Origin of the sequence: Bradyrhizobium sp. SPXBL-04 (assembly GCF_051853035.1) — a bacterium.
Classification (GTDB): Bacteria; Pseudomonadota; Alphaproteobacteria; order Rhizobiales; family Xanthobacteraceae; genus Bradyrhizobium; species Bradyrhizobium zhanjiangense.
Genome location: NZ_CP182472.1, coordinates 825,548 through 842,642 on the forward strand (window position 1 = coordinate 825,548; position 17,095 = coordinate 842,642).

16 protein-coding genes are annotated in these 17,095 nt (G+C 63.3%); 8 read left to right on the plus strand and 8 right to left on the minus strand.

Annotated elements, in window-relative coordinates; all coding sequences use genetic code 11:
* The first annotated feature begins 23 nt into the window (after window positions 1-23).
* Together ACNJX8_RS03810 and ACNJX8_RS03815 are read left to right on the plus strand one after the other, a co-directional pair.
* Complete coding sequence (locus tag ACNJX8_RS03810) at window positions 24-488, plus strand: nuclear transport factor 2 family protein (protein ID WP_439359673.1); 465 nt, start codon at window positions 24-26, stop codon at window positions 486-488.
* Between the two features lie 298 nt (window positions 489-786).
* Window positions 787-1,542, plus strand: coding sequence for an alpha/beta fold hydrolase (locus ACNJX8_RS03815; protein WP_439361803.1), 756 nt, complete (start codon window positions 787-789; stop codon window positions 1,540-1,542).
* A 64-nt stretch (window positions 1,543-1,606) separates the two neighbouring features.
* Here ACNJX8_RS03815 and ACNJX8_RS03820 read toward each other — a convergent pair whose 3' ends face one another.
* The 5 genes from ACNJX8_RS03820 to ACNJX8_RS03840 form a co-directional block, all read right to left on the minus strand.
* On the minus strand, window positions 1,607-3,355 hold the full coding sequence (locus tag ACNJX8_RS03820) for a TRAP transporter large permease (RefSeq protein ID WP_439359674.1): 1,749 nt from the start codon (window positions 3,353-3,355) through the stop codon (window positions 1,607-1,609).
* Window positions 3,352-4,020 (minus strand): TRAP transporter small permease subunit, encoded by a 669-nt coding sequence (locus ACNJX8_RS03825; RefSeq protein WP_128931129.1) that lies wholly within the window; start codon window positions 4,018-4,020, stop codon window positions 3,352-3,354. Before ACNJX8_RS03825 ends, ACNJX8_RS03820 begins: the two co-directional genes overlap by 4 nt.
* A 95-nt stretch (window positions 4,021-4,115) precedes the next feature.
* Window positions 4,116-5,255: a TRAP transporter substrate-binding protein gene (locus ACNJX8_RS03830; protein WP_128931130.1), complete on the minus strand. Its 1,140-nt coding sequence runs from the start codon at window positions 5,253-5,255 to the stop codon at window positions 4,116-4,118.
* 277 nt (window positions 5,256-5,532) lie between these two features.
* A complete protein-coding gene (locus ACNJX8_RS03835) occupies window positions 5,533-5,955 on the minus strand; it encodes a CBS domain-containing protein (RefSeq protein ID WP_439359675.1) in 423 nt (140 codons plus the stop codon).
* A 114-nt stretch (window positions 5,956-6,069) separates the two neighbouring features.
* Window positions 6,070-6,540, minus strand: coding sequence for an aminoacyl-tRNA deacylase (locus ACNJX8_RS03840; RefSeq protein WP_128947201.1), 471 nt, complete (start codon window positions 6,538-6,540; stop codon window positions 6,070-6,072).
* A 627-nt stretch (window positions 6,541-7,167) separates the two neighbouring features.
* Here ACNJX8_RS03840 and ACNJX8_RS03845 point away from each other — a divergent pair.
* The 6 genes from ACNJX8_RS03845 to ACNJX8_RS03870 all read left to right on the plus strand — a co-directional run bounded on the left by ACNJX8_RS03845 (window position 7,168) and on the right by ACNJX8_RS03870 (window position 14,434).
* Window positions 7,168-7,800: a DUF1326 domain-containing protein gene (locus ACNJX8_RS03845; protein ID WP_128942358.1), complete on the plus strand. Its 633-nt coding sequence runs from the start codon at window positions 7,168-7,170 to the stop codon at window positions 7,798-7,800.
* A gap of 78 nt (window positions 7,801-7,878) precedes the next feature.
* Window positions 7,879-8,643: a DUF2182 domain-containing protein gene (locus tag ACNJX8_RS03850; RefSeq protein ID WP_439359676.1), complete on the plus strand. Its 765-nt coding sequence runs from the start codon at window positions 7,879-7,881 to the stop codon at window positions 8,641-8,643.
* Between the two features lie 339 nt (window positions 8,644-8,982).
* Window positions 8,983-11,553, plus strand: coding sequence for a bifunctional diguanylate cyclase/phosphodiesterase (locus ACNJX8_RS03855; RefSeq protein ID WP_439359678.1), 2,571 nt, complete (start codon window positions 8,983-8,985; stop codon window positions 11,551-11,553).
* A gap of 212 nt (window positions 11,554-11,765) precedes the next feature.
* A complete protein-coding gene (locus ACNJX8_RS03860; protein WP_128931135.1) occupies window positions 11,766-12,428 on the plus strand; it encodes an FABP family protein in 663 nt (220 codons plus the stop codon).
* Window positions 12,429-12,442: 14 nt separating this feature from the next.
* Window positions 12,443-13,153 carry a RibD family protein gene (locus ACNJX8_RS03865; RefSeq protein ID WP_439359679.1) on the plus strand — a complete coding sequence of 237 codons (711 nt, stop codon included), beginning with the start codon at window positions 12,443-12,445 and terminating at the stop codon, window positions 13,151-13,153.
* 9 nt (window positions 13,154-13,162) lie between these two features.
* Window positions 13,163-14,434: a flavin monoamine oxidase family protein gene (locus tag ACNJX8_RS03870; protein WP_439359680.1), complete on the plus strand. Its 1,272-nt coding sequence runs from the start codon at window positions 13,163-13,165 to the stop codon at window positions 14,432-14,434.
* 33 nt (window positions 14,435-14,467) lie between these two features.
* On the opposite strand, the gene ACNJX8_RS03875 is transcribed toward ACNJX8_RS03870, so the two are convergent.
* The 3 genes from ACNJX8_RS03875 to ACNJX8_RS03885 form a co-directional block, all read right to left on the minus strand.
* Window positions 14,468-14,773 carry a hypothetical protein gene (locus ACNJX8_RS03875; RefSeq protein ID WP_164935144.1) on the minus strand — a complete coding sequence of 102 codons (306 nt, stop codon included), beginning with the start codon at window positions 14,771-14,773 and terminating at the stop codon, window positions 14,468-14,470.
* Between the two features lie 229 nt (window positions 14,774-15,002).
* Complete coding sequence (locus ACNJX8_RS03880; protein ID WP_249759374.1) at window positions 15,003-15,581, minus strand: hypothetical protein; 579 nt, start codon at window positions 15,579-15,581, stop codon at window positions 15,003-15,005.
* Between the two features lie 195 nt (window positions 15,582-15,776).
* Window positions 15,777-17,090 (minus strand): tetratricopeptide repeat protein, encoded by a 1,314-nt coding sequence (locus tag ACNJX8_RS03885; protein WP_439359681.1) that lies wholly within the window; start codon window positions 17,088-17,090, stop codon window positions 15,777-15,779.
* Window positions 17,091-17,095 lie beyond the last annotated feature (5 nt).

The window sequence follows — 17,095 nt, forward strand, 5'->3', positions numbered from 1 at the left end:
CCCCGCATTCCAGGAGAAGCCAGATGATTGACAGGCGAACATTCGGACTCACTTTGGCTTCGGCCGGCGCTGTGCCGGCTCATGCCGGAACATCCCAGGCCCGAGACGACATCCGCGAAGCCAACAAGCAGACCGTGCTGGCATTTTACGATGCCGCACTAAGGCAGTCGGATTTTGATGCCGCCGCCACCCACTTCGGACCGCGCTACATCCAGCACAATCCGATGATCAAGGACGGCATCGACGGCTTTCGCTCTTTCGTCCATGACCTCAAGAAGCAATTTCCCGAGTTGCGCAGCGACATCAAGCGCGTCTTCGCCGATGGCGATTTCGTCATCCTTCACGTTCACGCGCAGCGCCAACCGAGCGAATTGGGATTGGCGATCGTGGACATCTTCCGGCTCGAGAACGGCAAGATCATCGAGCATTGGGACGTGCGCCAGCCCCTCACCGAAGCAACGGCGGCTAACGCCAACGGCATGTTCTAGTCCAGAGCATGATCCGCAAAAGTATGCAGCAGGTTTCCGGAAAGATCGTGCTCAATCAAGGAGCTGGCGCGCGATGGCGATTCAGCCAAATACCAGCGCGCGTTAGTGGCGAGTTCAGGCAGGAAGATTGAGAGGAGAACCACGTGGAACAACGCGTTGCCTCATCCAGTATCGGCAAACCGGACAGCCCATCGCTGCAACATGCCACCGCGGATATCGAACCTGGCGTCAGCATCCATTATGTGGTCGCCGGAAGCGGGCCGCGGACGGTTGTGCTGCTGCACGGGTTTCCGCAGACGTGGCGAGCCTGGCGTCACATCATTCCGCGATTGGCCAATGCGGGCTTTCGCGTCATTGCCCTGACTATCGGGGCGCTGGCAATTCGTCGAAGCCGCTTTCCGGCTACGACAAGCGCACGATGGCCACTGACATCTATCGGCTGCTCTACGAGCACCTGAAGCTGTCGTGCCCGGTGGCGATGGTCGGCCACGATATCGGACTCATGGTGGCCTACGCGTTCGCGCAGACCTATCACGAGGACGTCGCTCATCTCGTCGCAGTCGATGCTCCGCTACCGGGAACGGCGATCTTCGACCAACTGTCCGGCAATTCGCGCAACTGGCAGTTTTCGTTCCACAAAGTCCGGGACTTGCCCGAGCTACTGGTGTCGGGTCGCGAACGAGAATACTTGCAATGGTTCTTCAACTTCCGGATATCGAATCCGGCAGCCATCACCGAAGCGGATTTCCGGGATTATCTGACGGCCTACACGGCGCCGGGCGCCATGCGCGCGGCGTTCGAACTCTATCGATCGTTTGACCAGGATTCGAAAGACAATCGCGATCTTCTCGCCAACAAGGGCAAGCTGAGAATTCCGGTGCTGGTTGCGGTCGGCGCGACGAGCCCGACCGCCTCCCCTGTGCGCGGCATGATGGAGGAGGTCAGCACCGATCCGAGGGTCCTCCCGCTCCCCGGTGCAGGCTATTGGATCGCCGAGGAGAATCCTGAAGGCTTTGCAGCCGGATTGATTGATTTCATGGGGCCGCACCGTTGAGCAACGCTCTCGCTCGTTGCTCAGGGAGCGCGCCTCTCGGGCGCCCGGTGCGCCCCGCTGCGCCTCAACTCGCGTACAGATAGTTCGGCAGCCACAGCGTCATGCCGGGCCAGAGATACATGATCACCATGCACAGGATCACGATCAGCATGTAGGGCATCATGCCGGCGAAGATCTGGTTCAGCGTAACGTGCTTCGGGGCGACGCCCTTGAGATAGAACGCCGACATCGCGACCGGCGGCGACAGGAACGCGGCCTGCAAGTTCACGAACACCAGCGTGCCCCAAAGGATCGGATCGATGTTGAAGTGCTTCAGCATCGGCAGGAAGATCGGCACGAAGATGATGATAATCTCGGTCCATTCGAGCGGCCAGCCCAGCACGAAGATGATCGCCTGCGACAAGATCATGAACTGCACGGGCGTCATGTTGAGCGACAGCACCCAGCTTTCCAGCAGCGCCTGACCGCCGAGAATGGCGAATACCGCCGAGAACAGCGCCGAGCCGACGAACAGCCAGCACACCATCGCGGTCGTCTTTGCGGTCAGGAACACTGCTTCCTTGGTGCGCTTCCAGTCGAGCGTCCGGGCGTGGATAGCGAGGATGAAGGCGCCGGCGGCGCCGACTCCGGCGGACTCGGTCGCGGTCGTGATGCCGAACAGGATCACCCCCAGCACCACGACGGTGAGGATGCCGAGCGGCATCACCGACGACGTCAAGAGCTTCAACACTTCGAAGCGCTCGCCGTCCATGCGCAAGTAGGAGCGCGCCGTCCACGCTGCCAGCACGGCGGCTGATAACGCGAACCAGATGTAGAATTGGGTGTCCGGTCCCTTTTCGGCGGGCGACAGCTCCCTCGGCTCAACCGGGCTGCCGAGCTGCTGCAGGCCCTCGACGGCTTCGCTCGGGGCGCCGGCCTGCTGGTGGATCACGACGTACCACCAGACCGTGCCGAGCGCGGCTGCGGTCATCAGGAACGGCACCAGCGAAATGACGAAGTTCTGCACGATCGCGCCATAGCCCATCGGCTTGCCGTCGATCTGGAGCATCTTCGCCTTTGCGGGCGAGAGCAGCGCCTTGAACAGGCCGACGAACAGGTTCGGCGAATACAGCGTCGCGAAATTCCTGATCCATTCCGGCACCTTGACGCGGGTCTGTTCCTCCGGCAGCGCCGGGGCGATCTTCGGGTTGATCATCGCCCAGGCCACGATATAGACGAGGTAGAGGAAGGCCAGGAAGAAGCCGGGAAGCATCGCCGCCGCATAGAGCTTGACCACGGACTGGCCGGCGACCGCGGCATAGACGATGATCATCACCGAAGGCGGGATCAGGATGCCGAGCGTGCCGCCCGCGGTGATGACGCCGGAGGCGAGCTTCACGTCATAACCGGCGCGCAGCATCGGGTTGAAGGCGATCACGCCCATCAGCACCACCACCGCGCCGACGAGCCCGGAGGCGATGCCCCAGAACGTGCACACGATCAGGGTCGTGACCGCGAGCGAGGCGGGCAGGCGGCGGAAGGCGAGCTGGATCGAATAGAACATCTTGTCGACCAGCGCGCCGCGCTCCATCACGTAGCCCATCAGCACGAACAACGGGATGGAGATCAGCACGTCGTTGGTCATCGCGCCGTAGCTGCGCTGGACCATCAGCTCGAAGACCTTGTTGTGCGTCCAGTTCTGCGACGGGTCGTAGAAGGCGATGAAGCCGAAGAACATGCCAAGGCCCATCAGAGTGAAGGCCGTGGCGAAGCCCATCATGATGACGACGACGATGAGCGTCAGCATCAACAGGCCGAGTGCTGGATCGCTCATGTGTTCAGGTCCCCGCCCATGCCGCGCTGCCGCGCCATTTCATCGATGCGCTGCGCGCCCTCGATGGCGAGCTTGCGTGATTCCTCGTCCACGAATTCAGAGTGCGCGAGCTGCTCCTCGATGACGTCGGTCTCGGCGACGTCGGCAAGTCGACTCGGCCATTCGCCGGTCTTCAGGCACACGATGCAGCGGATGATCTCGGCGATCCCCTGCAGCATGATCAGCGCGCCCGCGATCGGGATGACGGTCTTGAAATGGTAGACCGGCGGCCCCTCGGCCGTGACGTTGGAATGCTCGTTGATGGCCCAGGAATCCGCGGCGTAGAAGTAGCCGGCATAGATCAACGCGGCGATGCCCGGGATGAAGAACACGAAGTAGAGAACGAGGTCGAGCGCGGCCTGCGTGCGCGGACGCATCGAGGAGTACAGGAAGTCACCGCGGACATGGGCGTTCTGCGCCAGCGTATAGGCGCCGGCCAGCATGAACAGCGACCCGTACATCATGTTCTCGGCGTCGAAGATCCACGCCGTCGGCATGTTCACGGCGTAGCGCTTGAACACTTCGATGCAGACCACGCTCATCAGCAGGATCATCAGCCAGGCTGTTGCCTTGCCGACCCAGGTGGAGATGCCGTCGATCGTGTGCAGTAAGCGCCGTACACTCATGTGATAAGGTTCGGCATTAAATATGACCCCCAATATAGCACAAGGCACCGTCCGGCGGGTGGTCCGGACGGCGCCTTGCCGGCTTTATTTCGTCATCAGATCTTCTTGGCCGCGGCGTTCGGCCCGAAATAATGATCGTAGGCCATGCGGCGGTTCACTACGGTATCCTGCTCCCACTGCGTGGCACGCTTGGCGAACTCGATCTGCGACTGCACGATCTCCTTGAACAACGGGTTCTCCGCCGCCTTCTTCTTCGCCACATCGTCATAGATCTCGAGTTGCCGCTTCAGGATGGCGTCGGGGGTCTTGTAGAACTTGACGTTGTCCTTGGTCTGCAGCTCGACATAGTCCTTGGAGTAGCGGTCGATCGCCTTCCACGACATGTCGGCCGAAGCCGCGTCCACCGCATTGGCGATGATCGCCTTCATCTTGTCCGGCAGCGCGTTGTACTTGTCCTTGTTGAACATGATCTCGAGCTGCTCGGCGTTCTGGTGGAAGCTCTGCAGCATGCAGACCTTCGAGACGTCGGGGAAGCCGAGCACGCGGTCGGAGGTAGCGTTGTTGAACTCGGCCGCGTCAAGGAGGCCGCGGTCCATGGCAGCTACGATTTCGCCGCCGGGCAGCGCGTTGACGGCTGCACCCATTCCCGAATACACGTCGATCGAGATGCCGACGGTGCGGAATTTCAGGCCCTTGACGTCCTCGACCTTTGCGACCGGCTTCTTGAACCAGCCGAAGGGCTGGGTCGGCATCGGACCGTAGGGGAACGAGACGACGTTGGCGTTGATCGACGCGTAGAGCTTTTCCAGGAGCTCCTTGCCGCCGCCATAGCGGTGCCAGGCCAGCAACATGTTGGCGTCCATCGCAAAGCCCGGTCCCGAGCCCCAGAGCGCCAGCGCGGTCTGCTTGCCGTAGTGATAGACCAGCACGCCATGGCCGCCGTCGAGCACGCCCTTGGACACGGCATCGAGCAGGCCGAAGGCGGGCACGACAGCGCCTGCCGGCAGCACTTCGATCTTGAGATCGCCGCCGGTCATGTCGTTGACCTTCTTGGCGTAGTCGAGGGCGTATTCGTGGAAAATGTCCTTTGATGGCCAGGTGCTTTGCCAGCGCATGCTGATCGGCCCCTGGGCGCTGACGACGCTCGGCGCGGCGACCGTCGCGGCGGCCCCCGCAGCAGCGACCTTGAGAAAGCTGCGGCGACTCGAAGTGCTGCCCTTCTTTGATTTGGTCATGGTTGCCTCCTCCCCTTTGGAAATAGCGATCCCTTGCGGATCGGCTGCTTTTTTATTGGAACAAGTCAAAGTCTTGCGCAGGGGTTTGGCAAGAATGTTCGGAATGATGCGACGCTACGACGCGGACTGCGGTGATGACGCGCCGCAGCGCTCGCCGCCGAGTGCGGCGAAGCCGAACTGCGGTGAACAGTGCGCTCAATGCACGCTCAAGAGCACTCCGCGCCCGCGGGGGGCTGCGGGCGATCCGACGAAGGTTCGGAATCGAGCCGGCCTTGCCTCAATGATGATGGGCCGACACGCTCTTGACGCATTGCGTCAACAGATCAGGGGTGGCGGATTGGCCGATATCACCGAGACTGATCATGCCGACCATCCGCTTGCTCTTGTTGATCACGGGTAGCCTGCGGATTTTCAGCGTCTCCATGTGATGCACGGCTTTCGCCAGATCATCGTCTTCCCGGCAGCAATGGATACCTTCGGTCATCACGTCCCGCGCCGTCATGCGCGCGGCGTTGAAGTCCCTGCTCGCAAGACCTTTGCAGACAATGTCGCGATCGGTCACCATCCCGACCAAATGGTCGCCTTCGCCGATCGGAATGCAGCCGATGTCGTGCCCTTGCATCAACTTCGCGATCTCGATGATCGGGGTGTCGGGGCTGACCCAATCGACGCCCTTGTGCATCACGTCTCTGACTTTCATGGAGGACCTCCGTTGCGAACGCAGCCCCCGCTGAATTAACTATACATCGAACCGAGCGCGGCCGCACGCACGCCGTGACGGTGCGTACCGGGAGCATCTCGCCGCCATGTCGCGTCAGTCATGCATGCTGAAGCGTCCATGCGGTGCACTGGCCGTCAGGCGCTCGAACTGCGCATGGGTGAGCTGGAGCAGCGTCTCGTGATCGCCGGCTTCGATATAGACCTCGGGCTGGGCCCGGATGCTGTCATCGACGATGAGATCGAGCCCGTAGCACCGGCCGACCGCCGGAATGGCTCCGTGCGCGCAGTCCATGAACAGCTGGTTGATCTCGGTTTCGTTGGCCATGGCGAGATCCTCGCCAAGCCTCTCCTTCAAGTCCGGCAGGTTGAGATGGTGCGATGCTGGCACGACCGCGAGCATATAGCCGCCGTCGTGCCGCAGCACGACGGCCTTGGCGAGGCGATCGCCCGAGACGTGGCAAGCCTGCGCCGTGCGCGTGGATGACATGGTGAGATCGTGCGGGATCTCGGCATACTGGATGTTCTCGGCAGCCAGATACCGATGCAGTGTGGGGGCGATGGACATGGCTTCGCCTTTCGGATGGATACAACCATCCACCGTGAGGCTGCCCCCGCCGCACGATGGGCGGCTGCGTGATTGCCGGCCTTCAGCATAGGCCTTGCCCTCGCATGCCGCAACTGAGTTGGACGTTCGAAGCGCACGCTCACCTCATCCGTGATCCCAGGCGCGGCGGCCGCAACGCACGCGCTAGGCTAGCGCTATCCATGCACGCCGCCGCTGCACGGACTTTTTTGCCAGGGACGGTTCGGTGTGATGGCAAGACGAGGCCAATCCCGCCTTCATGGAAAGCACTCGCCGTCGCTACGGCCATGAGCGGGAAAGCGGCGGGTTGGAATTATATAGATATTTCAATCGTATAGGGAGTCCGCAGCTTTATTTTCCATTCTTCTGATTTCGGACGTCCTGAAAGCCCGGCTGCTCTGCCGCGTCCGTTCGCTGTACGCGCCCGGCTGCCGCTGATATGCTCTTGGCCATAGGGACAGTGAATGGCAGCTGGCCACAGACTTTCCCGCGATGCCGGCCTTCTGATCGGACTCGATCCCGCTCGCGCTTTTTCGCATTGCCTCGACATAACGCTGAACAAAATCCTCTACGGCTGCCGCGTTCCCCGCTCACATTGGGAGATGTGCCATGGCTGCACCGGACTGGCGTCTCGAAGGCGAATGGATGAAGAATTGCAACTGCGCGTTTGGCTGCCCCTGCGATTTCAATGCTCCCCCCACCCACGGATACTGCAAGGGCATGGTCGGCATGCGGATCACCGCGGGACATTTTGAGGGCGTCAAGCTCGATGGCCTCTGTTTCGCCGTGGTCGTAGATTTCCCCGGCGCGCTGCATGAAGGCAACGGCAAGATGCAGCCCATCGTCGACGAGCGCGCCACGCCGGAGCAACAGCAGGCGCTGTTCAACATTCTGTCGGGCAAGCATTCGGCCGAGGGCACGCTATTCCACATCTTCAGCCTGATCGTGACCACCATTCACGATCCGATTTTTGCGCCCTTCGAATTTTCCTTCGACAAGGACGGACGCGTCGCAAAACTCGTCGTCAGGGGCGTGCTCGAAACCGACGTCGAGCCGATCAAGAATCCGGTGACGGGTCAGCCGCACCGCATCCAGGTGGTGATGCCCGAGGGGTTCGAGCACAGGGGTGCCGAGGTCGCGTCCGCGAACATCCGCTCGACCGGTGCGATCCCGTTCGAGACCAAGGGCACGCACAGCTCGCTCGCCAATGTCGTGCAGACGCCCGAGGGCGTTGCGGCATGATGCGGCGCTGACATCGAGACAAGATCTCGGTGTCAGCTCCTCATCACTATCCTGGGCAAGTCCATGCAGGGGCGCTTGATGCTGGAACACCTGCTCCATCGCGACCGGCTGATCGTCGCGATCGGGACCGCCGCAGTGGTAGCACTCGCCTGGGCCTATCTCGCCAGCGGCGCCGGCATGGACACCGAGATGATGGCCGACATGCCGGACATGGCGCCGATGCCGTGGACGCCGCTCTATGCCGCGCTGCTGTTCGTGATGTGGTGGGTGATGATGATCGCGATGATGGCGCCGAGCGCGGCGCCGACCGTTCTTTTGTATGCGACCGTCAAGCGCAAGCAGGAGACTGCGTCCCGGGCGGCAATCGATGCCTGGATCTTTCTCGCCGGCTATCTCATGACATGGGCGGGGTTCAGTGTCGTTGCGGTCCTGGCGCAATGGGCGCTCGAATATTTCGGGTTGTTGTCGATGGCAATGGCCAGCACCAGCGCGGTTTTGGGCGGCATCATCCTGCTTGCCGCCGGCCTCTATCAGTTCACGCCGCTCAAACATGCCTGCTTGCGCTACTGCGAGAGCCCGCTGCTGTTTCTCAGCCAGCATTGGCGGCCCGGCACGCGCGGAGCATTCCGGATGGGACTTCGCCATGGCAGCTACTGCGTCGGCTGCTGCTGGTTTCTGATGGTATTGCTGTTCGTCGGCGGCGTGATGAATCTGGCCTGGATCATCGGCATCGCGCTCTATGTCGCCGCTGAGAAGCTGCTGCCGTTCGGCCAACGATTGAGTCATGCGGCAGGCGCGGTCCTCATCCTGTCCGGCACGATCGTTCTTGCGCGCGCGATCTGAGCGGCCGGTACAGACGACCAAAGGTATCGCCCTGCCAATACCGCGTGGTTGCTCAAAAACAGCCGACATCCGTGGTCATACGGATGTTGTAAGCTAAAGAATTGAGCATTATCCAAACAGAAACTTAAGGCTGTCCCGCCTAGCTTCGGGCTATGAACAGCACCCGCGCCACTTTCGGCCGCGGTGGTCTCAATCGAGGCGGAGACAGGCGATGCCATCACTGGCGGCGAGCGCAGTTCTGCCCTGGCGGCTGAGGCGAGGGCGCGTGTCGTGATTCCCGCAAGTTCCGTCCGCAAAGCCGGAAGAACGATCCTGCGGAATGCTCCGCTGCAGATCGCATTGTTCTTCCTGCCCCTGGTCTGGATCGGCTATTTCGCGATCACGTCATCGGAACGGACCGATGCGGTCGAGCAGGCGCGGTCGCACGGCAACAGCGTCGCCGAATTGTTCGAGGAGAACACCGAGCGCATCTTCGAGCGCGTGGATCAGTCGCTGCTGGTGGTGCGAGCGCTCTACGCCCAGGATCCGTTGACCTTCAGCCTGAAGTTCTGGTCCGAGAAGGCTCGCATCGCCACCGGCGACGTGGTCCAGTTCGCCCTGATCGGGGCGGATGGCTACATGACGGATACGACGACGGGCTATTCCGGTCCGCCGCTCTATCTCGGCGATCGCGAGCACTTCATTCAAACCATGTCGCAGGCCGACGATCGCCTCTACGTGGCGAAACCGGTTCTGGGCCGCGCGTCCAACAAATGGACCATACAGCTCGCAAGAAAGCTCTTCGATCTTGCCAGGAATCCCGTGGGCGTGGTCGTCGGCTCGATCAGCGTCGATGTCGTCGGTCGATTCTACGACACCGCAAAGCTCGGCGCAGGAGGAACGCTGGTCCTCAGAAATGCAAACCAGGTCGTGCTCGCCGCGCGGGGCATAAACCAGGACGCGGTGTTGGGGCAGCGTGCGCCGAATCGCGTCGAAGGCGAGCTTCGGGACGGCTTCTACGCCCAATATTGGAACGAGAACCATCCCAACCGCGATGACCGGCTGGTGACCGCGCGCAGATCGCGGCTGTTTCCACTCATCTTCACCGTAGGAATCTCGGAGCGCGAGATCTATTCGCGCGCGGATACCAGGCAGAAGGTCTATCTCGGTGGCGCACTGCTGCTCACGTTCATCATCCTGACTGCGACGATGTTCCACTGGCGGCGCCGACAGGCGCTGGATCGCGCCCAGCGCGAGCTGCGCGAATTCGCCAGCAAGTTCGAAGACGCGCTCAGAAACCTTCCCCAGGGCTTGAGCATGTTCGACGGCAGCGACCGCCTGATCGCATTCAATCAACAATGGCTCGAACTCTATGGTCTCGTGCCGGAGGAGATTCGGATCGGCATGGACTTCCGCGAGGTGTTTGCAAAACAGACCGCCGTTCTCGACGTCGAGGCTTACCTGGTCGATCTGAAGAATCGGCTCGCCAAGTCGGAGCACACCTCGAACACCGTGCAGTTTCCGGATGGGCGGGTTGTCTATGTCTCCTACGGACGGCGCGAGGGCGGTGGCTGGGTCGCCACCCATGAGGACATCACCGAACGCAAGGCATCCGAGGACCGGATCGAAAGACTCGCGCATTACGACAGTCTGACCGGATTGGCCAATCGCAATCTGTTCAAGGAGCGCATCGACGAGGCACTCGCGACGTCCGGTGCCTCGGGAGCTCCCTTCGCCGTACTCCTGCTGGATCTCGACAAGTTCAAGTCCGTCAACGACGTGCTTGGTCACCAATGTGGCGATGCCTTGCTGAAGCAGGTCGCGGGCCGGATCAAGGCGCAGATCCGTGACGCCGACACGGCGGCGCGGATCGGCGGCGACGAGTTTGCCGTGATCGTTGCGCCGGGCCGGGGCGCGATGCACGACGGCGCCGCCAGCCTCGCCGCGCGGCTGGTTCAGGCCATTGCCGAGCCCTATCAGATCGACGATCATCCCATCGTGATCGGCTGCAGCATCGGCATCGCCGTGGCTCCCGAGCATGGCAGCCGCGTCGATGAGATTCTTCGTAACGCCGACCTTGCACTCTACAAGTCGAAGAACGCCGGCCGGAACTGCTTCCATACCTACTCGGTGGAGCTCAAGGCCGAAGCGGATCAGCGCAACGTGCTCGAGATCGAGCTTCGTGAGGCGATCTGGCGCGAGGAAATCGAAGTGTTCTATCAGCCTGTGACCGAGCTCGGCACCGGCCGTGTGAAATCGGTCGAGGCTCTCGCGCGTTGGCATCACGGCACCAGGGGCTTCATTTCCCCCGCCGAGTTCATTGCGGTTGCAGAGGCGGGTGGATTGATCGTTGAACTCGGCAATCAGGTGCTGACCAAGGCGTGCCGGGATGCGATGACCATGCCGGACGACGTCAAGGTCGCGATCAACCTGTCCGCCCTGCAGTTCGCCAGCACCAACCTCGTCGACACCGTGACGTTCGCACTGGCGCAGAGTGGACTTCCGCAAACCCGGCTCGAGCTCGAGATCACCGAGAGCGTTTTCCTCGCCGATACCCAGGAAAATCTCAAGACGCTCCAGCGCCTCAAGGCGCTCGGCGTCTCCATTGCGCTTGACGACTTCGGTGTCGGTTACTCGTCATTGTCCTATCTGACGGCTTTTCCGTTCGACAAGGTCAAGATCGACAAATCCTTCATCGACAGGATTGACCGCCGCGAGACCGTCGCCGTGCTGAAATCCATCGTGCAGCTTGCCGAGACCCTGAAGCTCTCGATCGTCGCCGAGGGTGTCGAGACCTCCGAACAGGTCAGACAGCTCCATTCGCTCGGAATTCCGCTCGGCCAGGGCTACTACTTCAGCAAGCCCGTGCCGCTCGCCGGCTTGTCGTGGCAAGCTCCCGCCACGCGGCGGAGGCGGCGAGCGGCGGCGTGAGGAGAAGGGCAGGGCGCGGATCTTAAATTCGCGCGTGCTATCCTCCCCGTCGGGGATGGAATTGACCCTCCCGGCTTCGCTCACTTGGCAAGCTCCTTCCCACAACCGTCTGCGCGTGGCGCCTATGTCCATTCGCAATTGTGAGACTTGAGCACGAGCCGCGTTCCCGCCTCCGTGCTATTGCTGCCCTCGCAATCTGCGCGAGGACACCCATGCTTCCCCTTCCTGCCGACATCTTCACCGAGCCCGAGGACGTCTCGCCCGACGGTCTTGCCAATCTCGGTCCGCTCCGCCGTCTCGCCGGCAGCTGGCAGGCGGACAAGGGCATCGACGTCAATCCGAAGGCGGAGGGGCCGGAGCGGCGCACCTTCATCGAGCGCATCCGCATGGATCCCATCGATCCGCAGGCCAACGGGCCGCAGCTGTTCTACGGGCTGCGCTATCACATCCACATCAACACGCCCGAGGAGGACATCACCTTCCACGACCAGGTCGGCTACTGGCTGTGGGAGCCCGCGACCGGGTTGATCATGCAGACGCTGGCGATCCCGCGCGGGCAGGTGCTGCTCGCCTCAGGCAAGGCCGGGCCGGACGACAGCAAGATCTCCGTCACGGCAAAGCGCGGCGATACCGCTTACGGGATCTGCTCGACCGACTTCCTGGAGCAGGCCTTCCGCACCGATTCCTATCGCTGCGACATCAGCTTCAACGACGACGGCAGCTGGACCTATCTGATCCAGACCGAGTTGTTCGTGCGCGGCGCGCCGTTCAATCACCACGACACCAACACGCTCAAGCTCGTCGCGCCGCCAAAGCTCAATCCGCTTGCGGTGATCGTGAACGATCGCGCCAAGGGCGGCGGATCGGCGGCCTGAGACCGGAGAATCACATGAAGCCTTATGTCATCTGCCTGATGCACGCCAGCCTGGATGGCCGCACGCATCCCAGCCGCTGGCGCCCGAAGGGCGCGGGCACGGACTGGTTCGAGAAAATCCATGACGAACTCGGCGGCGATGCCTGGGTGATCGGCCGCGTCACCGGCTCGGAATTCGCCAAGGGCAAGTCGTACCCGACCGGGACGAGCGAGAAATTGCCGCGCGAGAACTGGTTCGCACGACGCGATGCAAAAACCTACGGTGTCGTGCTCGACGCGCAGGGCAAGATCGGCTGGGGCCGCTCCGATATCGGCGGCGATCCAATTGTCGTCGTGCTGACCGAGAGCGTGCCGGATTCGCATCTCGCAGGGCTGCGCGGCGAAGGCGTGTCCTACATCTTCGCCGGCAAGTCCGAGATCGATCTGGCGCTGACGCTGGACATTCTCAGCCGTGAGCTCGGCGTGAAGCGTCTGCTGGTTGAGGGCGGCGGCGTTGCCAATGGCGCGTTCCTGCGCGCCGGCCTCATCGACGAATTCAACCTGATCCTTAGCCCCGCGGTGGATGGCGCGAGCGGCGCACCGTTCGTATTCGATTCGACGGCAGCGGACAGCGACAAGCGCGCGCCGATCACGGCGATGACGCTGGAGAGCACGCGGGAACTCGGCGGCGGCGTCCTGCTGCTGCGCTATCTGATCAAGAACGATCCGCAGGCCGCGGTAAAGTAGCGCGCCGGCATGTCGGGACCATCGGAGCACATCGTCATCGTCGGTGCCGGCGCCGCCGGCCTGATGGCGGCGCGGGAGCTGGCGCGTGCGGGTAGACGCGTGACCATCCTGGAGGCGCGCGAGCGCTGCGGCGGGCGCATCCATCCGCTGCCGGCGGCGCAGTTCGGCTACCCCGCCGATGGCGGCGCCGAGTTCGTCCATGGTGAGGCGCCGGTCACGCGGGCTTTGCTGCGCGAGGCCGGGCTGTCGCTTCAGGCGATCGGAGGCACGCAATGGAGCTTTGACGGTGCAAGCCTCTCGCGTGAGGACCGCCACGATCCGCACGAGGCGAAGCTGCAAGCTGCGCTGCGGGACTTGAAGGACGATCTCGCTGTCGCCGACTTCCTGCGCCGTCATTTTGCCGGAGCGGACTATGCGCGGCTGCGCCATTCCATCGAGCGAATGGTCGAGGGCTATGATGCGGCGGACCCCGCGCGCGCCTCGACGCTGGCGCTGCGTGAGGAGTGGATGGATGGCGGCCACTCTCCGCAGGCGCGCATCAATGGTGGCTATGGCGCGCTGATCGATTGTCTAGCGGCCGAGTGCCGCGCCCGCGGCGTTGCGATCCGGCTCGGTTGCGCCGTATCGGCGATCGAGGAGGAGGGCGGCGCCGTGGTGGTTCGCTGCGCCAGCGGCGATGGACTTGCCTGCGACCGGGCGATCCTCACCGTACCGCTGCCGCTGCTGCGCAAGATCGCGCTGCCAGCACACGTCGGCGCGAGGCTTGCTGCCGCCGACGACATCGGCTTCGGCAACGTCATCAAGATCCTGCTCCGCTTCGCGCGGACCTGGTGGCGCGACCGACAGGACGACCTCGCCGACATGATCTTCCTGCTGTCGAACGAAGTGATTCCGGTGTGGTGGACGCGATATCCGGACCAGCATCCGCTGCTCACCGGCTGGTTCGGCGGCCCGCGGACAGCGGAGCTGTCGCATCTCGAGCCGCAAGGACTGATCGAGGCCGGGCTCGATTCGCTCGCCGCCATCTTCAAGCGGTCGCGCGATGATATCGCGCGCGATCTCGTGGCGGCGGCTGCAACCAATTGGGCGCACGACCCCTTCGCCCGCGGCGCCTATTCCTGGGCGACGCCGCGGACGCGCGAGGCGCAAGCGATTCTCGCCCGCGCCGACGGCTTGGTGCTGTTGTCCGGCGAAGCGCTCTATCGCGGCCGCGACATGGGCACGGTCGAGGCGGCACTGGCTAGCGGCCTGGAGACGGCGAGGACGATCTTGCGGAGCTAAGAAGAAGGCCCGCATCTCTGCGGGCCTTTTGTCTCACCAGCGTCCGCCGCCGAAGCTGAATGTCACGCCGGGACCGCCGCCGTAATATCCGTAGGGGCTACCACCATAATAGCTGTGCCGGGGGTAATAGCCGTAGCTTCTATAGTAGGGCCGATAGTAGCCGTGATGCCGCCAATGATGGTGACCATGCCAGCGGTGGTACCTGCGGTGCGCGCTAATGTCGGTGGACTGGCTTTCGTGCGCGGTCTGCCCCGCGCTTGAACCACCGGCCGCGTTCGCCGCCGATCCGCCGGCAAGTGCCGCAGCACTAACGGCCATCGCGACAATGAGATACTTCATGTCATCACTCCAGTTGAACGTCGTGTGACAACAGATGAGCATCCGGCGCGTTCCGGCCAGCGCAGGCGTCGAAACGACGCAGCATGCGACGTCCGGTTCGCGCGAATGATCGCATGTTGTGAGATTTATCGCCGCAGCACCGACGTCGATCGCGATGCTGCCATCACCTCGCCTCGATTGACGCATTGGCGACATCTTTGATGACGATGCGCGGGCGGCAAGGCTGCCGCTACTTGAACGGATCCTGGATCGACGGCGCTGACTGCCGGATGCGGCGCACGCTGACCGGCGTGCCGTCGGAGACGAACAGGAGCTCGTATTTGCGGCCTTCGCTGTCGGTGGCGGAGCAGGTGACGTCGTTCACCTTCCTGGCGGCGAAATTGCCGGTCTGGCGGCAGACCCCGGTGGAGGTCTGCTCGGCCGGCACCGGCAGGCCATCGACCTTCGGACGGTCCTTGGAGTTGAGCAGCATGCGATCGATCGGCAATTCGTAGGAATTGTCGTCGGCGCGCTTGCCGTTCTCGCCAGAGAACGACACCACGTGATTTGCGTCGGCGGGATCGTCGACCGCGACCGCGAAATTGACCCGGCCCTTGTCGCCATGGGCGTAGGCCACCGTCTTGCAGGCATAGGTGCGCCCGGCGACCTTGAGCGTCTTGCACTTGCCCGACATCAGCGCCAGCAGGTCGATAAAGGAATTCTGCTGCACCAGCGGATTGTTGACCGGGACGGGGGCGGAAGTCTCAGCAAAACAAGGGCTTGCCAGGGCAATGAGAGCGGCACCGAGGGCAGGTCGGCGGAGGCGCATCGGAAGGCTCACATGCCAGGGAACCACGGAGAAGTTCCGTCCGATAACCATCGAACCACAAATTGGTTGCGATCCCGTTTGTCTTGCCGAACCCGACCGGAATACCACCGCGCCACCCCAACGGCGATTCGCGAGATCGCCCCAAATCCATCCTGTGGCACTTGCCGTCAGGCCGGTGTTTTTTTCGTGGCAGCGCTAGCCCATCGCCGCCTGGCAGGCCCTGTCGCGCAGGGACGGGCGGCGGTGCAGGCGAGCCTCGAGCAGGGCGCGGGCACGCGGCAGCTCTCCGCTGCGCATGAGCGCGACAATATAGGTGTCCTCGATCAATTCGCGCTGGGCGTGACTGCCGCCGATGCGCACGACGTCGGCGAGAACCGGCGCGAGCGTTTGCACGCAGGCCCTGTAATTCTCATCCGCAAAGGCCAGAAGCGCGCGGCAGATCGCGGGCACCACCGGGCCGGCCGGCAGCTTGCCGTCCGCGAGCCGCTGCTCGATCACCGCAAGGCGCGCGGCAAGCGCCTCGCGGTTCTGCGTTGCGGCGGCGAACAGCGCCATGTGGACGTCGGCGAACGGCAGGCCGGATTTCGGGAATAGTTTTTGCGCGGCCGCGTCGGCATCGCGCCAGAGCGCCTCGGGCACGGCATGGCCGTAGGCCGACAGGCGCCACAGCAGCGAGGCGCCGTCGGTGACGGCGTTGAGCGGAGGCGCCTGCGCGACTGACGGCTGAAGCACGTCGGCATAGATCGACAGCGCCCGCGCTGCATCGCCGTGCTCGAGCGCGCCGGGGGCCTGGTGCCAGCGGATGTGGCCGTGCAGAATTCCGGCGCGGTCGTAAGCGGGGATCCAGTCGTCGACGAGGCGATCGGCGTCGTCGATCGAGCCGTCCTCGAACATCGCATGCAGCACGGCGTGCGCGGCATGGGCGTTGGCGCGGCGCAGATTGAATCCGCGCTCGGTGACGCCGCGGCCGTGGGCGACATCGCCGTTCTCCGTCATCGCCCAGCCATACATGGTGAGGAACCACCAATCCTCGCCATAGTGCTGCGCGACGCGCTCGCAGAGCTCATGCCGGGCGCGATCGTGATCGGCCATGCCGGAGAATGCGAACAGACCGAACGCGCCGAGCGGCAGCGACAGCACCAATGCATCGCGCGGCCATGTCTCGATGTGCTTGCGCATCGCTGCGATCGCCTCGGGCAGCCGGCCCTCGATCGCCAGCGCCAGCGTCTCGACATGGGAGCGCTCGCGCTCCGTGCCGCGTTTCGCAACGCGTTCGCGCGCGGCCGCCGCCTTGCTGCGCGCGAGATCGCCCTGCTGATAGAAGGCATGCACGCGGGCGCGGGCGATATGGGCCAACGCAAAATCCGGATCGGCCGCAATCGCGCGCTCCAGCGCCTCCGCCGTGCCGGTCCACCCCGCGAGCATGAGGTCGACGCCCTCGCGATAAGCGGATGCTGCCGCATCGGATGTGGTGGAGAGCGGCAGGCCGTAGCGGTCTTCAAGCGCCATGGTCG